Annotated in this window: 11 protein-coding genes and 1 pseudogene; 11 read left to right on the top strand and 1 reads right to left on the bottom strand. The window is 63.1% G+C overall.

The genetic code is table 11. From position 1 onward, the window contains the following. Positions 1-16: 16 nt before the first annotated feature. The 10 genes and pseudogenes from tssE to SB771_RS14755 form a co-directional block, all read left to right on the top strand. Entirely contained in the window at positions 17-565 is a 549-nt protein-coding gene (gene tssE / locus SB771_RS14800) for a type VI secretion system baseplate subunit TssE (RefSeq protein WP_175659219.1), read from the top strand. A gap of 4 nt (positions 566-569) precedes the next feature. Further along, positions 570-2,441 (top strand): type VI secretion system baseplate subunit TssF, encoded by a 1,872-nt coding sequence (gene tssF / locus SB771_RS14795; protein WP_175659218.1) that lies wholly within the window; start codon positions 570-572, stop codon positions 2,439-2,441. Continuing rightward, positions 2,438-3,571, top strand: a complete 1,134-nt coding sequence (tssG, locus tag SB771_RS14790) for a type VI secretion system baseplate subunit TssG (protein ID WP_175659217.1) — start codon at positions 2,438-2,440, stop codon at positions 3,569-3,571. The genes tssF and tssG overlap by 4 nt, the downstream gene beginning before the upstream one ends. Positions 3,572-3,583: 12 nt before the next feature. Further along, entirely contained in the window at positions 3,584-6,250 is a 2,667-nt protein-coding gene (gene tssH / locus SB771_RS14785) for a type VI secretion system ATPase TssH (protein ID WP_175659216.1), read from the top strand. After that, positions 6,247-8,451, top strand: a complete 2,205-nt coding sequence (gene tssI, locus SB771_RS14780; protein WP_175659215.1) for a type VI secretion system tip protein TssI/VgrG — start codon at positions 6,247-6,249, stop codon at positions 8,449-8,451. Before tssH ends, tssI begins: the two co-directional genes overlap by 4 nt. A 15-nt stretch (positions 8,452-8,466) precedes the next feature. Then, entirely contained in the window at positions 8,467-9,732 is a 1,266-nt protein-coding gene (locus SB771_RS14775) for a hypothetical protein (protein WP_175659214.1), read from the top strand. A gap of 14 nt (positions 9,733-9,746) precedes the next feature. After that, entirely contained in the window at positions 9,747-14,213 is a 4,467-nt protein-coding gene (locus SB771_RS14770; RefSeq protein ID WP_175659213.1) for an RHS repeat-associated core domain-containing protein, read from the top strand. 12 nt (positions 14,214-14,225) lie between these two features. Further along, complete coding sequence (locus tag SB771_RS14765) at positions 14,226-14,615, top strand: DUF2750 domain-containing protein (RefSeq protein WP_175659212.1); 390 nt, start codon at positions 14,226-14,228, stop codon at positions 14,613-14,615. A gap of 87 nt (positions 14,616-14,702) precedes the next feature. Next, the gene (locus SB771_RS14760; protein ID WP_341770270.1) at positions 14,703-14,822 is read left to right on the top strand and encodes an MbtH family NRPS accessory protein; all 120 of its coding nucleotides are present in this window, start codon (positions 14,703-14,705) and stop codon (positions 14,820-14,822) included. Between the two features lie 589 nt (positions 14,823-15,411). Then, positions 15,412-15,806: pseudogene (locus SB771_RS14755) on the top strand (helix-turn-helix domain-containing protein); the annotation flags it as partial. Positions 15,807-15,946: 140 nt separating this feature from the next. On the opposite strand, the gene SB771_RS14750 reads toward SB771_RS14755, so the two are convergent. Continuing rightward, a complete protein-coding gene (locus SB771_RS14750; RefSeq protein WP_175659211.1) occupies positions 15,947-17,659 on the bottom strand; it encodes a YadA family autotransporter adhesin in 1,713 nt (570 codons plus the stop codon). 384 nt (positions 17,660-18,043) lie between these two features. Between SB771_RS14750 and SB771_RS14745 the strand changes: the two genes are divergently transcribed. Beyond that, positions 18,044-18,490, top strand: coding sequence for a hypothetical protein (locus SB771_RS14745; RefSeq protein ID WP_244096715.1), 447 nt, complete (start codon positions 18,044-18,046; stop codon positions 18,488-18,490). Positions 18,491-18,815 lie beyond the last annotated feature (325 nt).

The following is an 18,815-nucleotide window of genomic DNA, read 5'->3' as shown; positions in this document are numbered from 1 at the left end:
CCGCGGAGCGATGACGATGGACGACCCGAATGCCCGCGACGGCCGGCACGGCGGCATGCGTGACCGGCTGCAACCCGCGCTGCTCGACCGGCTGACCGACGACGCGCCGCAGCGCACGACCGATCTGCCCGGCACGCAATGGATCGGTGCCGAGCGCCTGCGCGCGGCCGTGCTGCGCGATCTCGCATGGCTGCTCAATACGCGCAACGCGGAGGACGGCTTCGTCGACTGGGCCGCGTTCGCGCACGCGCGGGCATCGGTGCTCAACTACGGGATGCGGCCGTTCGTCGGCAAGCCGATGTCGGGCGTCGAGCGGATGTCGGTCGAGGCGTCGATCCGCGACGCGATTGTCCGCTTCGAGCCGCGCATCGCGCCCGACAGCGTCGAGGTCCGCAGCATCGCCGATGCATCGGACGGGCGCGCCGGCGAACGGCGTCACAACGTGCTGCTGTTCGAGATCCGCGGCACGCTGTGGTCGATCCCGCATCCGGTCGACTTCGTGCTGCGCTCCGACCTCGATCTCGAGACGGGTGCGATGTCGCTGCAGTCGTCAGCGGGAAAGTGACACGATGGATACGCGCCTGCTCGACTACTACAACCGCGAACTCGCTTACCTGCGCGAACTCGGCGACGAATTCGCGCAGCAGTTCCCGAAGGTGGCCGCACGGTTGCGGCTCAACGAACCGGGGCCGCCCGATCCGTACGTCGAACGGTTGCTCGAAGGCTTCAGCTTCCTTACCGCGCGTGTGCAGCTGAAGATGGACGCCGAGTTTCCGCGCTTCACCCAGGCGCTCCTCGATGCCGTATATCCGGGTTACCTCGCGCCGTTGCCGTCGATGGCGATCGTGCGGTTCGCGCCGATGCTGAACGAAGGCAGCCTCGCGCAGGGCTGGCGGCTGCCGGCCGGCACCGCGCTGCGCGCGCGGCCGGCCGCGTCCGAGCAGACCGCGTGCGAATTCCGCACCGCGCACGATCTGACGCTGTGGCCGCTCGAACTGACCGATGCGGCCGTCACCGGTGCGCCGTCGTGGCTGCCGCGCGGCGCCGTGCCGGCGCGCCAGGACGTGCGCGGTGCGTTGCGCATCCGGCTGAAGGCGCGCGGGGGCGCCAGACTCTCGCAACTGCCGCTCGAGCGGCTGACCTTTCATCTCGCGGGCCCCGAGCGCGACGCGCTGCACCTGCTCGAACTGATCGCCGCGCATGCGCTCGGCGTCGTCTGCCACGATCCCGGGCAACCGCCGCGCTGGCTGCACGCGCTCGACGCCGATGCGATCGTCCACGAGGGTTTCGATCCGGCGCAGGCAATCCTGCCCGATGACGGACGCAGCTTCCACGGCTATCGGCTGTTACGCGAGTACTTCGCGTTTCCGGCGCGTTTCCTGTTCTTCAGCATCGGCGGGCTGCGCGCCGCGCTTGCGCGCGCCACCGGCGACGATTGCGAGCTGACCGTGTTGTTCGACCGGCACGATGCGGCGCTCGAGGCGGCCGTCGATGCGCGGCATCTGGCGCTGAACTGCACGCCGGCCGTGAACCTGTTCGCGCGTCGCAGCGATCGCATCGGGGTGCAACCCGGCGCGCGCGAGCATCATGTCGTCGTCGACCGCAGCCGGCCGCTCGATCACGAGATCTATGCGGTGCAGCGGCTCGCGAGCGAGCAGCGCGACGACGGCCAGTCGCGCGAATTCCGACCGTTTCACGCGTCGTTCGCGAGCGACGACGGCAACTACGGCGCGTACTACACGGTGCGGCGCGAGCCTCGGCTGGTATCCGCGCAGGCACGCGCGAACGGCACACGCACGGGCTACGTCGGCAGCGAAACCTACGTGTCGCTCGTCGACAGCCAGTGCGCGCCGTACGACGAGACGATGCGCTACCTGTCGGTCGACACGCTGTGCACGAACCGCGATCTCGCGCTGCTGCTGCCGCCGGGCGATGCGAATGCGTTCACGCTGCGCATCTCGGCGCCCGTCGAGCGCGTCGTCGCGATTCGCGGCCCGTCGCGGCCGCGCCCGCCGATCGCCGACTCGCAGACGGCCTGGCGACTGATCCGCCATCTGGGGCTGGCCCGGCAGACGCTGACCGATCTCGACGACGAGGAGGGCGCGCATGCGCTGCGTGCGCTGCTTGGCCTGCACGCGGACCCGGCCGATGCCGCGATGCGCCGGCAGATCGACGGCGTGCGACGCGTCGCGTTCTCGCCCGTGTTCCGGCGGCTGCCGGCGCTCGGGCCGCTGATGTTCGGGCGCGGTGTGCAGGTCGACGTGACCGTCGACGACCATGCGTTCTCCGGCGACAGCCCGTTCCTGCTCGGCGCCGTGCTCGAACAGTTCTTCGCGCGGCACGTCTCGATCAACGCGTTCGCCGAATGCGTGCTGACCAGCGCGCAGCGCGGCATGCTCGCGCACTGGCCGGCGCGCATCGGCAGGCGGCCCGCGATATGAAACACGGCACGCCGCCCGGCGCTCGGCCGGCCACCGAAGCCGCACGCCGCGATGCGTGGTGGGCGCGGTTGCGCGCCGCGCCGCATGGCTATGACCTGTTCCAGGCATTGCGCTGGCTCGACGCGCTCTCCGCCGGCCGCGCACCGCTCGGCCATGCCGCGCGGCCGCGCGACGAACCGGTGCGGCTCGGGCAGCGGCCGTCGCTCGCGTTTGCGGCGTCGATGCTGGCCGCCGTGCCCGACGATGGCGGTGATGGCGGCGGCACCGCGCGGCCGCGCATCGCGATCCACGGTTTCGGGTTGTTCGGACCCAACGGACCGCTGCCGACCCACCTGACCGAATACGCACACGAGCGCGCGGCCCAGCACGACGACTCGACCTTCACCGCATTCGCGGACCTGTTCCATCACCGGCTGATCCTGCTGTTCTACCGGGCATGGGCCGACGCGCAGCCGACGGTGAGCCTCGATCGCCCGGGGCGGGCGCGATTCGACGCGTATGTCGCGAGCCTGGTCGGGCGCGCCGCGCATGGCGACGGACCGGCCGCGCCGGCCGATGCCGGACCCACGGATGCCGACACGCTCGCGCCGCATGCGCTCTATTTTCATGCGAGTCATCTCGTCCGGCACACGCGCAACCCGGAGGGGCTCGTGCAGATCCTGCGGCGCCATTTCGGTGTCGACGCGCACATCGTCGAGCATGTGCCGCGCTGGGTCGCGATCGAACGCGCGCAGCGCTGCGTGATCCGGGCGACGCGGCCGACCCTGCGCGTCGGCGGCGTCGCGCTCGGCATCGCGGTGCGCGATGCGCAATCGCATTTCCGGATCGTGCTCGGGCCGCTGTCGCTCGACGCGTACCGGCGCTTCCTGCCGGGCGGCCCGCACGCGCGGCAGCTCGCGCACTGGGTGCGCGAATACGTCGGCATCGAGTTCGACTGGGACGTGCAGCTCGAACTGGCAGCCGATGCGGTGCCGGCGATCGCACTCGGCGCACCGCATGGCCTCGGCCGTACCGCGTGGCTCGGGCAGCGGCTCGAAGCGGGGCCCGCGCGCGATCTCGTCGTCCGTTACGACGCGCGCCGTGGCGGCCCGCCGCGCACCGGCGCCGCCCTTCATCGCGAAACCGCTTAAACGGGAACCGTCATGTCCGATATTGGCCGCGTCAACCTGTTCGGAAAGCTCGATCCGCTTCTCTACGAGACGCTCGAGCACGCGACCGGATTCTGCCGGCTGCGCGGCAATCCGTACGTCGAACTCGCGCACTGGCTCAAGCAGATGCTGCAGCGGCCCGACGGCGACCTCCAGCGCGTGCTGCGGCGGTTCGAGATCGACGAGGCCGCCATCGAGCGCGGGTTGGTGAGTGCCCTCGACAAGCTGCCGCGGGGCGCGGGATCGGTGTCGGACCTGTCCGTGCACATCGACGACGCGGTCGAGCGTGCGTGGGTCTATGCCACCCTGAAATACGACGCGACGCGGATTCGCGGCGCGGTCCTGCTGCTCGCGATCCTGAAGACGCCGCAGTTGCGCAACGTGCTGTACGCGATCGCACGCGAGTTCGAGCGCATCGTGCCCGACGTGCTTGCGGACGAACTCGCATCGATCGTCGACGGCTCGCCCGAAACGCCGTCGTCCGGGCAGGTCGGCGTGGGTGGCGATTCTCCGGCGCGCGGCGCAGCCGCCGCGTCAGCCGCCGACGGTTCGGCGCTCGCACGCTTCGCCGTCGACCTCACGGCCCGCGCACGCGCCGGCGAAATCGACCCCGTCGTCGGGCGCGACGCGGAGATCCGCCAGATCGTCGACATCCTGCTGCGGCGCCGGCAGAACAACCCGCTGCTGGTCGGTGAAGCGGGTGTCGGCAAGACGGCCGTCGCGGAAGGCTTCGCGCTGCGGATCGCCGCAGGCGACGTGCCGCCGTCGCTGCGCGACGTCGCGCTGTACCTGCTCGACATCGGGCTGCTGCAGGCCGGCGCGAGCGTGAAGGGCGAGTTCGAGAGCCGGCTGCGCGGTGTGATTGACGAAGCGATGTCGTCAGAGCGGCCGGCGATCCTGTTCATCGACGAAGTCCATACGCTCGTCGGCGCGGGCGGGGCGGCCGGCACCGGCGACGCCGCGAACCTGCTGAAGCCCGCGCTCGCGCGCGGCCTGCTGCGCACGATCGGCGCGACCACCTGGTCCGAGTACAAGCAGTACATCGAAAAGGATCCCGCGCTGACGCGGCGCTTCCAGCTCGTGCACGTGCTCGAGCCCGAAGAGGCGGCCGCCGTGACGATGCTGCGCGGCCTCGCCGCGAAGCTCGAAGCGCACCATCGCGTGCTCGTGCTCGACGACGCGCTGCAGGCCGCCGTCACGCTGTCGCACCGGTATATCCCCGCGCGGCAGCTGCCGGACAAGGCGATCAGCCTGCTCGATACGGCTTGCGCGCGCGTCGCCGTCAGCCAGCACGCAGTGCCCGCGCCGATCGAGGACGCGCGCCGGCGTATCGACGGCTTGCGCGTCGAGCGCGAACGGATCGGGCGCGAGTGTGCGCTCGGCAGCGGCGACACCGCTCGGCGCGACGCGATCGATGCCGAGCTTGCCGCCGTGCAGACGGAACTCGACCGGCTCGACACGCGCTGGCAAGCCGAGCGCGATGCGTTGACGGCGATCGTCGAGTCGCGCGCCGCGCTCCTCGACGACGAGCCCTCGCATGAGGTCACCGCGGCCGCACGCGCCGACATTCAGGCGCGTCTGGCCGCCGCGCAGCAGGCGCTGGCCGAGATGCAGGGCGACGCTCCGCTCGTACTGCCCGCCGTCGACACGCATGCGGTCGCCGCCGTCGTCGCCGACTGGACCGGCATCCCGCTCGGCCGGATGGTGCGCGACGAGACGCAGGCCGTGCTGAAGCTTGCCGAGACGCTAGGCGAACGCGTGGTCGGCCAGCGCCATGCGGTCGAGCTGATCGCCGAACGGATTCAGACCGCGCGCGCGAAGCTCGATGATCCGACCAAGCCGCACGGCGTGTTCCTGCTGTGCGGGCCGTCCGGTGTCGGCAAGACCGAGACCGCGCTCGCGCTGGCCGACACCCTGTACGGCGGCGAGCGCAACGCGATCACGATCAACATGAGCGAGTTCCAGGAGGCGCACACGGTATCGACGCTGAAGGGCGCGCCGCCCGGGTACGTCGGCTACGGACAGGGCGGCGTGCTCACCGAGGCCGTGCGCCGGCGGCCATACAGCGTCCTGCTGCTCGACGAGATCGAGAAGGCGCATCGCGACGTGCACGAGATTTTCTTCCAGGTGTTCGACAAGGGCTGGATGGAGGATGGAGAGGGGCGCGACATCGACTTCCGGCATACGGTGATCCTGCTGACCTCGAACGTCGGCGCCGATCGCGTGATGCAGCTGTGTCGCGATCCCGAGCGTCTGCCCGACATGCAGACGCTCGCCGATGCGCTGCGCGCGCCGCTGCTCGACGTGTTCCCGGCCGCGCTGCTCGGCCGGCTGACCGTCGTGCCGTACTACCCGCTGACCGATGCGACGCTCGCGCGCATCGTCGAACTGCAGTTGCGGCGTTTCGAGAAGCGGATCGACCTGCATCACGGGATCCGGCTGCGCTGCACCGACGCGGCGACCGCGCTGATCGTCGAGCGCTGTCGGACGATCGAATCCGGCGGCCGGATGGTCGACGCGATTCTCACGCATACCGTGATGCCGCGCATCGGCCGCGCGATTCTCGAGGCCACGCTCGAAGGGCGCGCGCTGGCGGCGATCGAGCTGAGCGCGACCGACGGCGAATTCGCGTACCGGTTCGACGAGGAGGAGGCGACTTGAATCGCGTATTCACACTCGACAGCCCGCACGGCGACGACCTGAAATTCCATACGCTCGACGGCAGCGACGAACTCGGCCGCCTGTTCGAATTCCGGATCGAAGCGCTGGCGGATAGCCACAGCCTGTCGCTGAAGGACATGCTCGGCAAGCCCGTGACCGTGCGGATCGAGCAGCAGGACCTGTCGACGCGCTACCTGAACGGGATTGTCGCGCGCGCGACGCTGGCTGGCCGGCGCGCCGAACGGCACTACGGTTACGAGCTGATCGTGCGGCCGTGGCTGTGGCTCGCGACGCGCCGCTCGGACTGCCGGATCTTCCAGAACCGCACCGTCCCCGACATCGTGCAGGAGGTGCTGGCGCCGTATGGCTTTCCGATCGAGAACAAGCTGACTGAATCCTATGTACCTCGCGAGTACTGTGTGCAGTACAACGAGACCGATGCCGCGTTCGTGTCGCGGCTGATGGAATTCGAGGGCATCTATTTCCATTTCCGGCACTCGGCCGACAGTCACACGCTCGTGCTGTGCGATGCGATGTCGTCACACGTCGCGTTGCCCGGTTACGAAACGATTCCGTACATCGCCCAGGATCGCACGGCAATCGGCGACGAGGAGCACATCGACGCGTGGCTGCCCGCGCAGGAAGTGAGCGTCGGCAAGCATCAGACCACCGACTACGACTATACGAAGCCGCGCGCCGATCTATCGACGCAGAAAGTCGGCCCGCGTGGTCACGAGCACGACAGCTTCGCGTCGTTCGAATGGCCCGGCGGGTATCGCGACGATGCGCCGGGTGCGCATTACAGCCGCGTGCGGCTCGAGGAACAGCAGGCCGAGCATGAGCGCGCGAGTGCCGAGACAGACGTGCGGGGAGCGGCGCCCGGGTATCTGTTCACGCTCGAGCATTGTCCACGTGCTGACCAGAATCGCGAGCATTTGATCGTGCGGTGCCAGTACCGCTTTCAGGAGAACGCTTACGCGAGTGATCAGGGCGCGGAGGCCGTCGTGCATCAAACGATGATGATCGTGCAGCCGTCGAGCCTGCCGTATCGGTCGCCACGCGACACGCCACGGCCGCGGACCAATGGGCCGCAAACGGCTACCGTCGTCGGGCCGCCGGGTGAAGAAATCTGGACCGATCAGTATGGGCGCGTGAAGCTACAGTTCCGCTGGGATCGGTATGGGCAGGGCAACCAGGATTCGTCGTGCTGGGTGCGGGTATCGAGCCCTTGGGCTGGCGGTGGGTTCGGCGGGGTGCAGATTCCGCGTGTGGGCGACGAGGTCGTGGTCGATTTTCTCAACGGCGATCCGGACGAGCCGATCGTGACCGGGCGGGTTTTCAACGGCGAGAAGATGCCGCCGTGGGGGCTGCCGGGCAGTGCGACGCAAAGCGGGTTGCTGTCGAGGTCGTCGCCGGGCGGGACGACCGACCATGCGAACGCATTCCGGTTCGAGGACAAGAAGGGCGCCGAGCAGCTGTGGATGCACGCGGAACGGAATTTCGATGCGGAGACGGAGGCCGATCACACGCTTTCCGTCGGGAACAACCATACGCATACGGTCGGAAACGACGAGACGATGCAGGTGAAACACAACCGGCAACGGAGTGTGGGGCAGAACGAGTCGGTGAATATCGGGCAGAACAGGACGGCACAGATTGGCGGAAACGAGACGCATGGCGTCACGGGAAGCCGCACGCGAACCGTCGGACAGAACGAAACCGTGACGATTTCCGCGAACCGCGATGCAACCATCGGCGGCACGCACAGCGAGACCGTCGCGAAAAGCAAGACGGAAACGATCGGCGAAGGCAAGACACTGAACGTGACGCAGCTATATCACACGACGTCGCAGGACATGAAGACGCAGGTTGCGTCGACGCATACGGAAGAGATCGGCGCGCGCACGTCGACGATCGCGAACGCGCACACGCTCACGGTCGGTGCGGACCACACCGTCAACGTCGGCTCGAACCACACGACCAGCGTGCAGCATCAGGTGCTGGTCGCGGCCGGCGACCAGCTGGTGCTGATGTGCGGTGCATCGAGCATCGTGATGAAGCGCGACGGCACGATCGCGATCCAGGGGATCAACGTGACGTCGACCGGCAAGGAAAGCCACACCGTGAACGGCAAGACGGTGACGTCATCGGCGACCGGCGAGCACACGGTGGAAGGCACCGTTTTGAAACTGAATCCGTGACGGAGGTTCGCCCCGATGCAGAACTGGCAGCCGACCAATCCGGTGGAGCGCAGGTTCATGGATGCGCATGCGGACTGGATGAGTTTCGCGCGGGAGCGGGACGCGCGATTGATGATCTGGCAAACCGACGAGACGGATGCGGAGCTCGTGCGGCTGTATTTCCAGGTGCAGGACGAGACGTCGTGTGCGGTCAGGACGATGCGGGCGTCGTTCGTCGACGAGTCCGGTTACGCGAAGGCGCTGATCGACGAACTGATTGCGTTCTACGACAGCCGCAGAGAAGGTTCAGCTGCGCATGGTGTGCGTGCAGATTGGCGAGCGCCGCGAGACGATGGCAAGGACCCGTTGCCGTATCTGCTGACGGTCGCCGACAGCCTGATCCAGCATCATCCGGATGTGTTTCCGTCGCTCGTGTTCGTGCTGCAACCAGGGAAAGTGCGCGATGAAGCGGCATGGGTGCGATGGATCGATCGCTTATTGTCGATCGTCGCCGTAGCGCCGAATCGAGGCGAGCGCGTGCGTTTCGTCGTGCCGCGCACGGCGGTCGAGCCGTTCGCAATGCTGATGCAACGACATCGTGCCGCGGTGCGCGTCGTGCACGGCAAATACTCGATGGCGAGCGTGCCGCGCGAATTGCTGGCGGAGTCGGGTGAGCGCGGGCCGGGCGGCGAATTCCGCCGGCACTTCGTGATGCTGACCGAGACGATCGACGTCGGTGATCCGGCACGACTCGAGCAATTGCGGGCGGCGGCGCTGAACGTCGCGGAGCGTGAGCAGTGGTTCGATCAATGCGTCGTCGTTCATCTGATTGCCGGGGCCGCTTATCTGAAATGGCGCGACCGCGAGCATGCGATCGACGCGTACCGGTGCGCCGCCGAGAGCGGCAAGCGTGCGGTCGAAGCAGGTCATCCGGCGGGGCACAAGCTCGTCGCGAACGGGCTGTTCGGGCAGGCGAGCGTGCATCTGATGCACAAGGATTATCCGCACGCGGCGTATTGCTACGAACGCGCGGCGGCGTCGACTACCGCCGCTCAGGACGGGCTGATGACGGTCGAGGCGTGGCGCATGAGCGCCGTGTGCTGGGAGCGGGCCGGGGAGCGCGAGCATGCGCTGGAGGCCGGGTTCAATGCGCTCGATGCGGGGTTGATGATCGATGAGCCGATGCGGGCTAACAGTAATCTGCCGATGGTTGTCGAGTGGATGGTGTCACAGCTGGGTGTACAGGACCGGCGGCGCAACGCGCTGAGCGAGAAGGTCGCGGCGTTGCGTGGCGGGCGCTGAGCAGGGAGGGCTGAATGGGATTGCTGGCGGTCAAGCATCTGGATCCCGTTGTCGGTATCGACGTTCATTCGGTCCTGGTTGCACCGAGTCCGACGCCCGTGTTTCTGCCGCACCCGCATGTCGGGTTCATGCTCGATCTTCGGGAGTACATCGAGGCGGCGAAGGGCGTGGTCGGAAGCATCGCGATGGCGATTGCACAGGAGAAGGCGGCCGAGTATCTCGAAGACCATCCCGATGTGGCAAAGACGCTCGACGACGCGGCCGAGTTTGCATCGGGAAAACTGACTGATATCGAGGAAAACTCGATCGTCGCGGAGGGGCTGAAACTCGAGCAGCAAGCCGCAGCGCTCCAGAGCCGCATTGGAAACATGTTCGGCGCAGGTGTCGGAATGGGCGGCGCCGCTGGACGGCCGATCTTCGTGAATGGCTTGATGCGGGCAACCGCCGGGACGCATTCATACCATGTCCCAGGGCTGCATTTTCCGCTCGGCGAGTCGTTTGCCCCGCCGCCGGAGCCGGATCCTATCCCTTCGGACGATGCGGAATCGTACATGGGCAGCCGGACGGTGCTCGCCAATAACGATCCGATGTCGTTCATGGCGCTGCCGGCGTTGAGCTGCTGGTCTATTGGCCTGGAACCGCCTGGCCACAACAGCGCGCATACCGATCGTACCTATCCGTCGATGCCGAGCTCCGTGATGCTGCCGATTCCGGCAGGGCGACCGGTGATGGTCGGCGGGCCGCCGATCATGAATATGGCTGCGGCAGCGAAGGGATTGTTCAAGGCGTTTCAGGGGTCCAAGTGGGCGCATGCGCTGGCGGATAAGCTGCATTTGAAATCGGGGTTCTTGCGATGCAACGTGCTAAAGGCAGAACCGGTCGACGTTACGACAGGGCAAGTGGTCGTGCAGCAACGCGACTTCACGATATCCGGACGATTGCCGCTCGTATGGGAACGGCATTATGCGAGCAATCCCCCCTATGAAGGAGTGGCCGGTACAGGCTGGCAAACACCGGCCGACATACGACTCGAGTTGATCTGGCACGAAGGCGCAGTGGGCGCAGTCGCGAATTTTCCGGACCATTCAACTGCCTTCGACGTGCTTCCGGCAAGCCACGGCTGGCCAGTGCGTGTGTACGACTGGCAACGTGGATACGCGTTGTACCAATACGAAGATGAGTTGACGCTGCGCACGCGCGAGGGGATCGAATACGATTTCGCGCTGCCGCCGCAATGGCGTCAAACGGTTCGTGCGCTACCAAGCAATGCCCGCCTGACTTTGCAAATCGAACGTATAGCCGATTTAAACGGCAACGCCTGGGTCTTCGAACGAGATGCACTCGGATGCCTTGAGCGTATCTCCGAATGGACACGGGACGGGCCAACAGCCCGCACACTCGAATGCAGCCTGAGAAACATAACGAATGCGGATCCGGATGTGCGTTCGGCGGCTTGTTTGGCCTCGCTGGCTTTGCGCGACGGTACTGGCCGCACACACTTTCTCGTCACTTACGAGCATGACGACTGTCGTGATCTGCGAGCCGCAGTGGACGCGATGACTCAGCCACATCGCTTCGACTACACAGACGCGCATCTGATGGTCGGTCACACCAGCGCCCGGGGCGTGTCGTTTTACTACAGCTATCGCAATTGTGACGACGGTAAGCAACGTGTTGAGCGAGCGTGGGGCGACGATGGATTGTTCGACTATCACTTCTCGTACGATCCAGCCCGGAGGGAGGCAAGGTTCATCGATTCGCGCGGATACACCACGATCATGCAATTGAACGCGCGAAACATGCCGGTTGCAGAAATCGACCCGTTGAACGGCGTCACGAGCTATCAGTACGACCCGCAGGGGCGGACAAATCGTGAAACTGATCCAGAAGGACATTCCACGACGTGGTGCTATGACACATACGGAAATTTCCTGTCCGAGATACACCCCAACGGCGATACCCGACAGACCGAATACGATAAAAATCACCGCCCTATATGCCTGACTACGCCTGGAGGCAAAACGTGGCGCTACGAATGGGACCACTATGGCAACCTGGTCGCGCAGATGACCCCGTCGCGTGCCATTTCTCGCTATACATACGATGCATACGGGCAACTGACTTCATTTACGGATCCCCGCGGAGCGACAACCCGGATCGAATTCGATAGCGACGGAAATCTTGCCTTCTTGACCGATCCTCTGGGTTATCGCATCGGATATACGCACGACGGACGCGGCAATATCGTCCAAGTGATTGACCCTCTCGGGCAGGTTTATCGCTACGAATACGATCGCAACGACAACCTGATCCGTGCGGTGGAGCCGGATGCCAAGGCCAGTTCCTTCAGCTACGACGCGGACGGGAATCTCACGTGTCACCGGGACCCAGCCGGAAATGCCACGTGGTTCCAGTACACAATGCTTGGCCAGATAAGCAAGCGGTTGGCTGCCGATGGAACCGTCGTCGAATATCTGTACGATTCTGAAGAGGATTTGGTGGGCGTTGTCAACGAACGCGGCGAGCATCACACGTTGAAACGTGATCCCTTGGCCCGTATCGTTGAAGAGATCGACTATTGGGGGCAATCGTGGAAGTATCAATATCACCCCAATGGAGCACTCTTTCGCAGCACCGATCCCCGCGGACAGGAAATCGAGTACGTCAGCGATGCCCGCGGGCGAGTTGTAGAGAAGCGCATAGCCGACTCTCGTCGGGCCTCCGGGGTACGATCAGAGACGTTTCGATACGATCAGGACAGCAATCTCGTCCAAGCCCATTCCCCTGATTGTTCAGTCTATCTGGAGTACGACCTGGATGGGCGCGTTCTTTCCGAAAAACAGGGGGATGATTTCTGCATCTCGTTCGCTTACGATCCGGCAGGAAACCGTATCGAGCGTCGTACTTCATGCCGGTCGCGTGCGAGTTCAAACAGCGTGCGTTACACCTACGATGCACTTAACTCCATTTCATCGGTGCAAATCAACGACGCCGCGCCGATCCTGATCGAGCGCGACGGACTCGGGCAAATCGTTCGCGAACAACTCGGAGCACACCAATGTCGGGAGTTGACTTACGGACCGGATGGGCTGCTCACGACACAAAAGCTGCTTACTGACACTGGCCCGCTCTTTGTAAACGAGTATGCCTACGACGCAAACGGAGAACTCGTCGAGAAACGCGATTCCCTGCGCGGTACGGAGCGAATCGAATACGACCCGCTAGGCAGGGTAACCAGCCACATCGATCCTGCCGGCAAGCTTCATCGCTTCATCCACGATAAAGCGGGTGACTTGCTGCGGACCCGCGCCGGAGTCGAAGCGACCCACTTATCGAACCGTATAAAAAATACTACGTTCGCCCGGGAAGGTGAATATGGAGACTGTAGATATACATTTGACCGTGCGGGTAACCTGGTGCGCAGGCAGGATAGCGTTCAGGATTCGCAATTCTATTGGGATGGTGATGGACTCCTGATCGAAGCTCGCACAGTTCAACGAACGATCGACGAAGTCCTGAGCACTTCCACACAATATACGTACGATGCTTTCCATCGAAGAGTGGGGAAGTTCACCCGGAAGGATGTCCTTGTGCCATCCGGGCAGCGATCAGGCACCGCGACGTCATCAACGATACAAAGTCGATTTATGTGGGATGGCGACGCCCTGGCCGCAGAAATTGAAGACCGCATTGACGATCCCGACATGACTGGCACCGGGGATATGCGCGAATTAAAAAATCTGGAATGGATCTACTTTCCAGGGACGTTTAATCCACTTGCCGTCACATATAATACATCCGAAGAGCTATATTTTTTTCATCTGGATGCAAACGGCGCACCGACGAGAATGACCGATGTATCAGGGTCAATCGTGTGGAATGCGAGCTATACCATCCTTGGGCAAGCCAACAAAAACAACGGCAACTCAATCTATCAGCCACTGCGTCTTTTTGGTCAGTATCATGATATTGAAAGCGGCTTGCACTACAATCGATATCGTTACTTCGATCCGGAAGTCGGGATATATATATCACAAGACCCGATCGGCCTGGATGGCGGGATCAATCCCTATGAACTTGCTGTCAATCTGTATGGCTGGAATGACCCGCTGGGGCTCAGACGCAGAAGCAGGCGATCGTATGCCGGAAAGCAACCTCGACTCAAAGCGCTTGCAGATGATGACAAGCAACCCAGTTACATACGAGGATGGATACGGCAAGAGACGTATGCCATAGAAAAGAAGAGTCGCAACCAACTAGGCAATGAGAAGAAAACCGTTCGCGTGCCATATGGTTTCGACATGGCCCACTGGAGAGGTTACGAATCGGCAAAGGGGTTCGACTACCTGCACACAGATCTGAACACCACCCAGCTGCATCAGCGGCAACACAAGTATGATGATCATGGCAGCAAGAACAAGAAACAAACAACCAACCGCGGGACGAGCAAGTGCAAGAAATGCATTAATAATACCCATTGATCGGAGACCAAAATGTTGACTTTGACTCGTATCCAGATCGAAAAATTGACCAAGGCGGAAGGGCGAAGGAGATATGAATACTCGGTAAAGAAAATTGTCGACTGGGAGGTTGCATGGGGTCTATACGACGATGGATGGATAATGGGAGCGGACGATAATGAAAATCCGATATTTCCACTGTGGCCGGCACGCCAACTCGCCGAATTATGCGCAATTGGAGATTGGAAAAACTGTCTCCCAAGGGAGATTGATCTCGACTACCTTATGGACGATCTTCTTCCGAATCTGATTGATGACGAAATAAACTTAGGAATATTCGGAGTACTTGATCGGACAGATACGCCTGTTGTCAAACCTGCAGATTTTTTAAGAGATTTGACTGCGGAATGCGATCGATATTAATCGGGCACTCAGGATAAACACAACATCGGAGATTCTCACCCGTTGTTTTTCCGGCCGGCGGCGAGCGATAGAGCCCATTTGGAATGTGTGCCGGAAGGCTGGCGGGCGGTGGGTCCGCCGGGAACCCGGGACGTCTGTCTCGAATGGATCAGCGTCAATTGGACCGACATGCGGCCATTGAGCGCGCGGGCCGCGCTGTCGGCCTGATTGTCGACGCGTCGCGCCACCAGGCGCAAGAAACGATAAAGGAACGATGCGGCATTTCGCGGCCCGGTGACAGCGCGCGCGGGAACACGCTGCGTTTCTCCGAGAGAAGCTTCGCGCGCGCATGATGACCTAGGCGCCGTTCCTGGCCACGCGGTTCGATCCGGTTTCGGTGGCGACCGGCGGCTGCATCGCGAGCCGGGCTGCAACAGCCGGATGTCGCGGCGGATGCCTCGCAAACGGTGGCGACCATCGGGCAGATGCCACTCGATCAACAGGCGGCGGTCGAAGAGGCTCGCCGCATCGAGGCAGGTGGAACGGCCGCTGGTTCGGAATTGGCGGTCGAGCGCTGGCACAGGCTCTCGCAGTCGTAATCGAGGAGGCCGCACGTCGACGATGACGCGCGCGACACGGCGGTGCGGCACGGCGGGTTCATGATCGTCGTGATGATTATAATTTTACATAACGTGAATTATCAAAGTTGAATTTTGTAGTGGCTAGATTGAAATGTCCGCTTTTGGCTACATAGAAATGTCCGCTTTCGTGCCGCGTAAGCTGAACGGTCGCCGGGTGTCCGGCGCCGGACGCTGCGATGGCTGCAACGGAGCGGATCACGATGACGATGCGCGAGCTGGACCGATTCAAGGTCATTCAGGACGTGGCGGACGGCAAGCTCAAGCCATGGCGTGCGGCAGAACGGCTGGAATTGACGACGCGGCAAGTTCGCCGGCTGGTCGCCCGGCTGCGTGAGCACGGCCCGGCAGGTTTGGTGTCGGGACACCGATCGAAGCCCGGCAACCGTCGCCTGGACCCAGGAGCCGTCGACCGGGTGCTCTCGATCATCCGCGACCGCTACGCCGATTTCGGGCCGACGCTGGCCTGCGAGAAGCTCTGGGAGTGTCACGGCATTCGACTGGCCAAGGAGACGGTCAGGAAGCTGATGACACACGCTGGTTATGGATTCCGCGCCGGCAACGACCGCCGAAGACCAGCCTCGCTGTATCACGATCGGAATTGCCGACCTCTATTCGTCGATGCCCGCTGCAGCAAGTACACCACAGCGGGCTGTGCGACTGACGACCTAGACCAACTACCTAACCTAAGCAGTTAGCAGTAGAGACCGAGCCTTACCAGACATACCCGGCGCTACCCCCAACAGCCACCGTACCGCGCGTGTTTGTCGAGCCACCGCCTTTGAAAATCCAGCTACCGCCAGGCAGATAAGTCGACACGCCGACAGCGAAACCCGTCTGACCAGCGTAATTGCCTACCGCCACGCCGACGACCGACTTACCGGGCGCGGGTGCTTGCGGGAGCATCGACAGCGCGACGGCCGAAGCCGAACCGGCGTTCGAATCCTTGCGATACTTTTGGAGGTCGTCCCGAACGCTGTTAACTGCGCTGTTGAACTGGCGTACGTTCACGGCATCGGTCGGAGCCGTACCGTCCGCAACGTTGGTAATCTGACGCTCGGCTCCCGGCGCGCCGACCGAAACCGTGTTGTCCCTGTCTGCAATTGAATTGGCACCCAGGGCAACCGAATTGTTCGCGGTCACTCGAGAGTTCGCGCCAATTGCAGTCCCGTTCGTGCCCGTGACGTTCGAACCGTCACCAATTGCGGTTCCGTTCGTGCCTGTCACCTTGGAACCCGAGCCAATGGCTGTTGCGCGATCAGCCGTAACAGTCGAGTTGGTTCCGATTGCCGTGCCATCTTGACCCGAAACGCTTGCACCGTTGCCAACAGCGGTCCCGTTGGGGACCGACACGACCGAATTGTTCCCTACCGCGGTGCCGGTTTGGTCTGCAACCGTGCCATTCGAACCGGAAGTGGAAATTGTGTCGACCTTCGCTGTGAGAGACGTAAGGTTGTTCGAGAGAACGGAAACTTGACTTGCGACAGCGAAAAGCTGCGAGCCGTTGACCGCGTCCGTACTCGTTGCGCTGATTTCACCGGCGGCGACATTCACGATCTGGCGCTCGGCGCCTGCGCTGCCCACGCTCACCACGCCGACGGGTGTGCCCGCGAAGCCGCTGTAGTTGACGCCGTTCAGCGCCGCGCTGCTGACCGTGGTAAACGCGCGCGTCACTGCGCCGGAGCCCAATGCCACGGAATTTGCATCGGCTGCCGAAGCATTTTCGCCAATCGCGATCGCGTTCTGGGCAGTGGCCTGTGCGCGGGAAATTGCAACGCTACCGATCCCGCTTGCGACAGAATCCACACCGATTGCGGTCGCGTCAGACGCGTTCGCGCTCGCCTGAAAACCCACCGCCGTTCCGCCAGCGGCTGAACTATTAGTACCGACCGCCGTTGAGAACTCCGAAGTAGTATGTGCCAGCGCACCAATCGCAGTCGAGTCGCCATTCGCTGCGCTCGACCCGCCGCCGTACGCCACTGCCCTGGTGCCGTTTGCCACCGAATTAGAGCCGACCGCCGTCGCATTCCGGCCATTTGCCGTAACCGTATCACCCAATGCCGTTGCCGCCCCGCCCTGCGCCGACACAAAGACGCCGACTGCAGTGTTCTGGCTCGAACCATCGGCACCGGCAACTGCGGGATACGTTCCCCCCGTGGTCGCCGGGGGTGCCGCCGCAGCACCGCCGATCGTCTCGTTGATACCACCGTTCTGGCCGCCGACTGCCAGGTTATCTGCGTATGCCCGCCCCACAGGCAGCAGCATCAGCGCCGTTACCGCTGCCAGCGAAACCCGCAATTTGAGCGGGATGCCAGCCGCCGTCATATTCGCTCTCCCCGACTCGCCGTGTACGCCGCGCGTCTCGGCTGCCTTTGCTAGCACACCTAATCCTCGATTCGAGGCCACCCTGTATTGACTCTTGTTCATTGCGCTTTCCGTTCTGACTTCCCTAGTGGACAAAAGGGAGTTTTCCTTTTGCTCTCTTCGTAGCCGCGCCTCAGACAAGCTCGCGCACCGCCCCTCGGATATGCAGCGTCCGCCGCATTTTTTACCGCTACGATCAAAGCCCCTGCCTTACCGGCACCCCGTGTAACGGATGGAAATCCCGTGTAAGGTCTGCGGAATTATGGGAAACGCCTCTCGCCCCTATGTTTGCCAAATAGGTGAATTTGTTTGCCGCGGGGGAATTCTTTATTTATTGGTCAGTGACCTGGTCTGGTTAGAAATGTCCACTTTCGTGCCGCGTACGCTGACGGGCCGCCAGGTGCCCCGCGCCGGAGGCTGCGATGGCTGCAACGGAACGGGTCACGCATGACGATGCGCGAGCTGGACAGGTTCAAGGTCACTCAGGACGTGGCGGCCGGCAAGCTCAAGCCATCGCGTGCGGCGGAACGACTGGAATTGACGACGTGGCAGGTTCGCCGGCTGGTCGCCCGACTGCGTGAACACGGTCCGGCGAGTTGGGTGTCGGGACACCGAACGAAGTCCGGCAACCGTCGCCCGGCCCCACGACCCTCCGACCAGGCGCTCTCGATCATCCGCGATCGCTACGCCGATTTCGGACCGACGTCGGCCTGCGAGAAGCTGTGGGAATGCCACGGCTTCCGGTCCGCCAAGGAGCTGACTCGGACGAGCGGTCCAAGGCACGCTGACGAACGTAAGCGCCCTGCCGCTCCCGGCTTGTTCCTTCAACGCTGCACGACGGAACGACCGATGAGACATGCGACATCTGTATTTAGCTGGCGCTACGAGATCTGAATCCGGGCATGACACGATAAAAAACAGCGTCCGCTCACGCCGGAAACCATTTAAATTATTTACAAATAGAAGTCAATAGACTTTGCTGCAAATCATCTTAGTTTGATTGCATTCCCGCTGCGCAGCGAAAGCCAAATAATCTTAAACTCAAGCAGATAACAATCCAGATCATTGCTAGAAAATATGAAAACCAACGGAATGGAGTCCGCTTTTTCGATTAAATTCATAATCGACATAATTGTTTGTAATTTCGCGTAGCCAGTTTTATCTTCTCGTGCCGGTGACCACACGTTGCTGAGCGCCGCCGGGCAGCATGACTGGGTGC

Origin of the sequence: Burkholderia sp. SIMBA_051 (assembly GCF_046534915.1) — a bacterium.
GTDB classification, from domain to species: Bacteria; Pseudomonadota; Gammaproteobacteria; order Burkholderiales; family Burkholderiaceae; genus Burkholderia; species Burkholderia ambifaria.
This window is presented reverse-complemented; position numbering and strand designations above follow the sequence as displayed.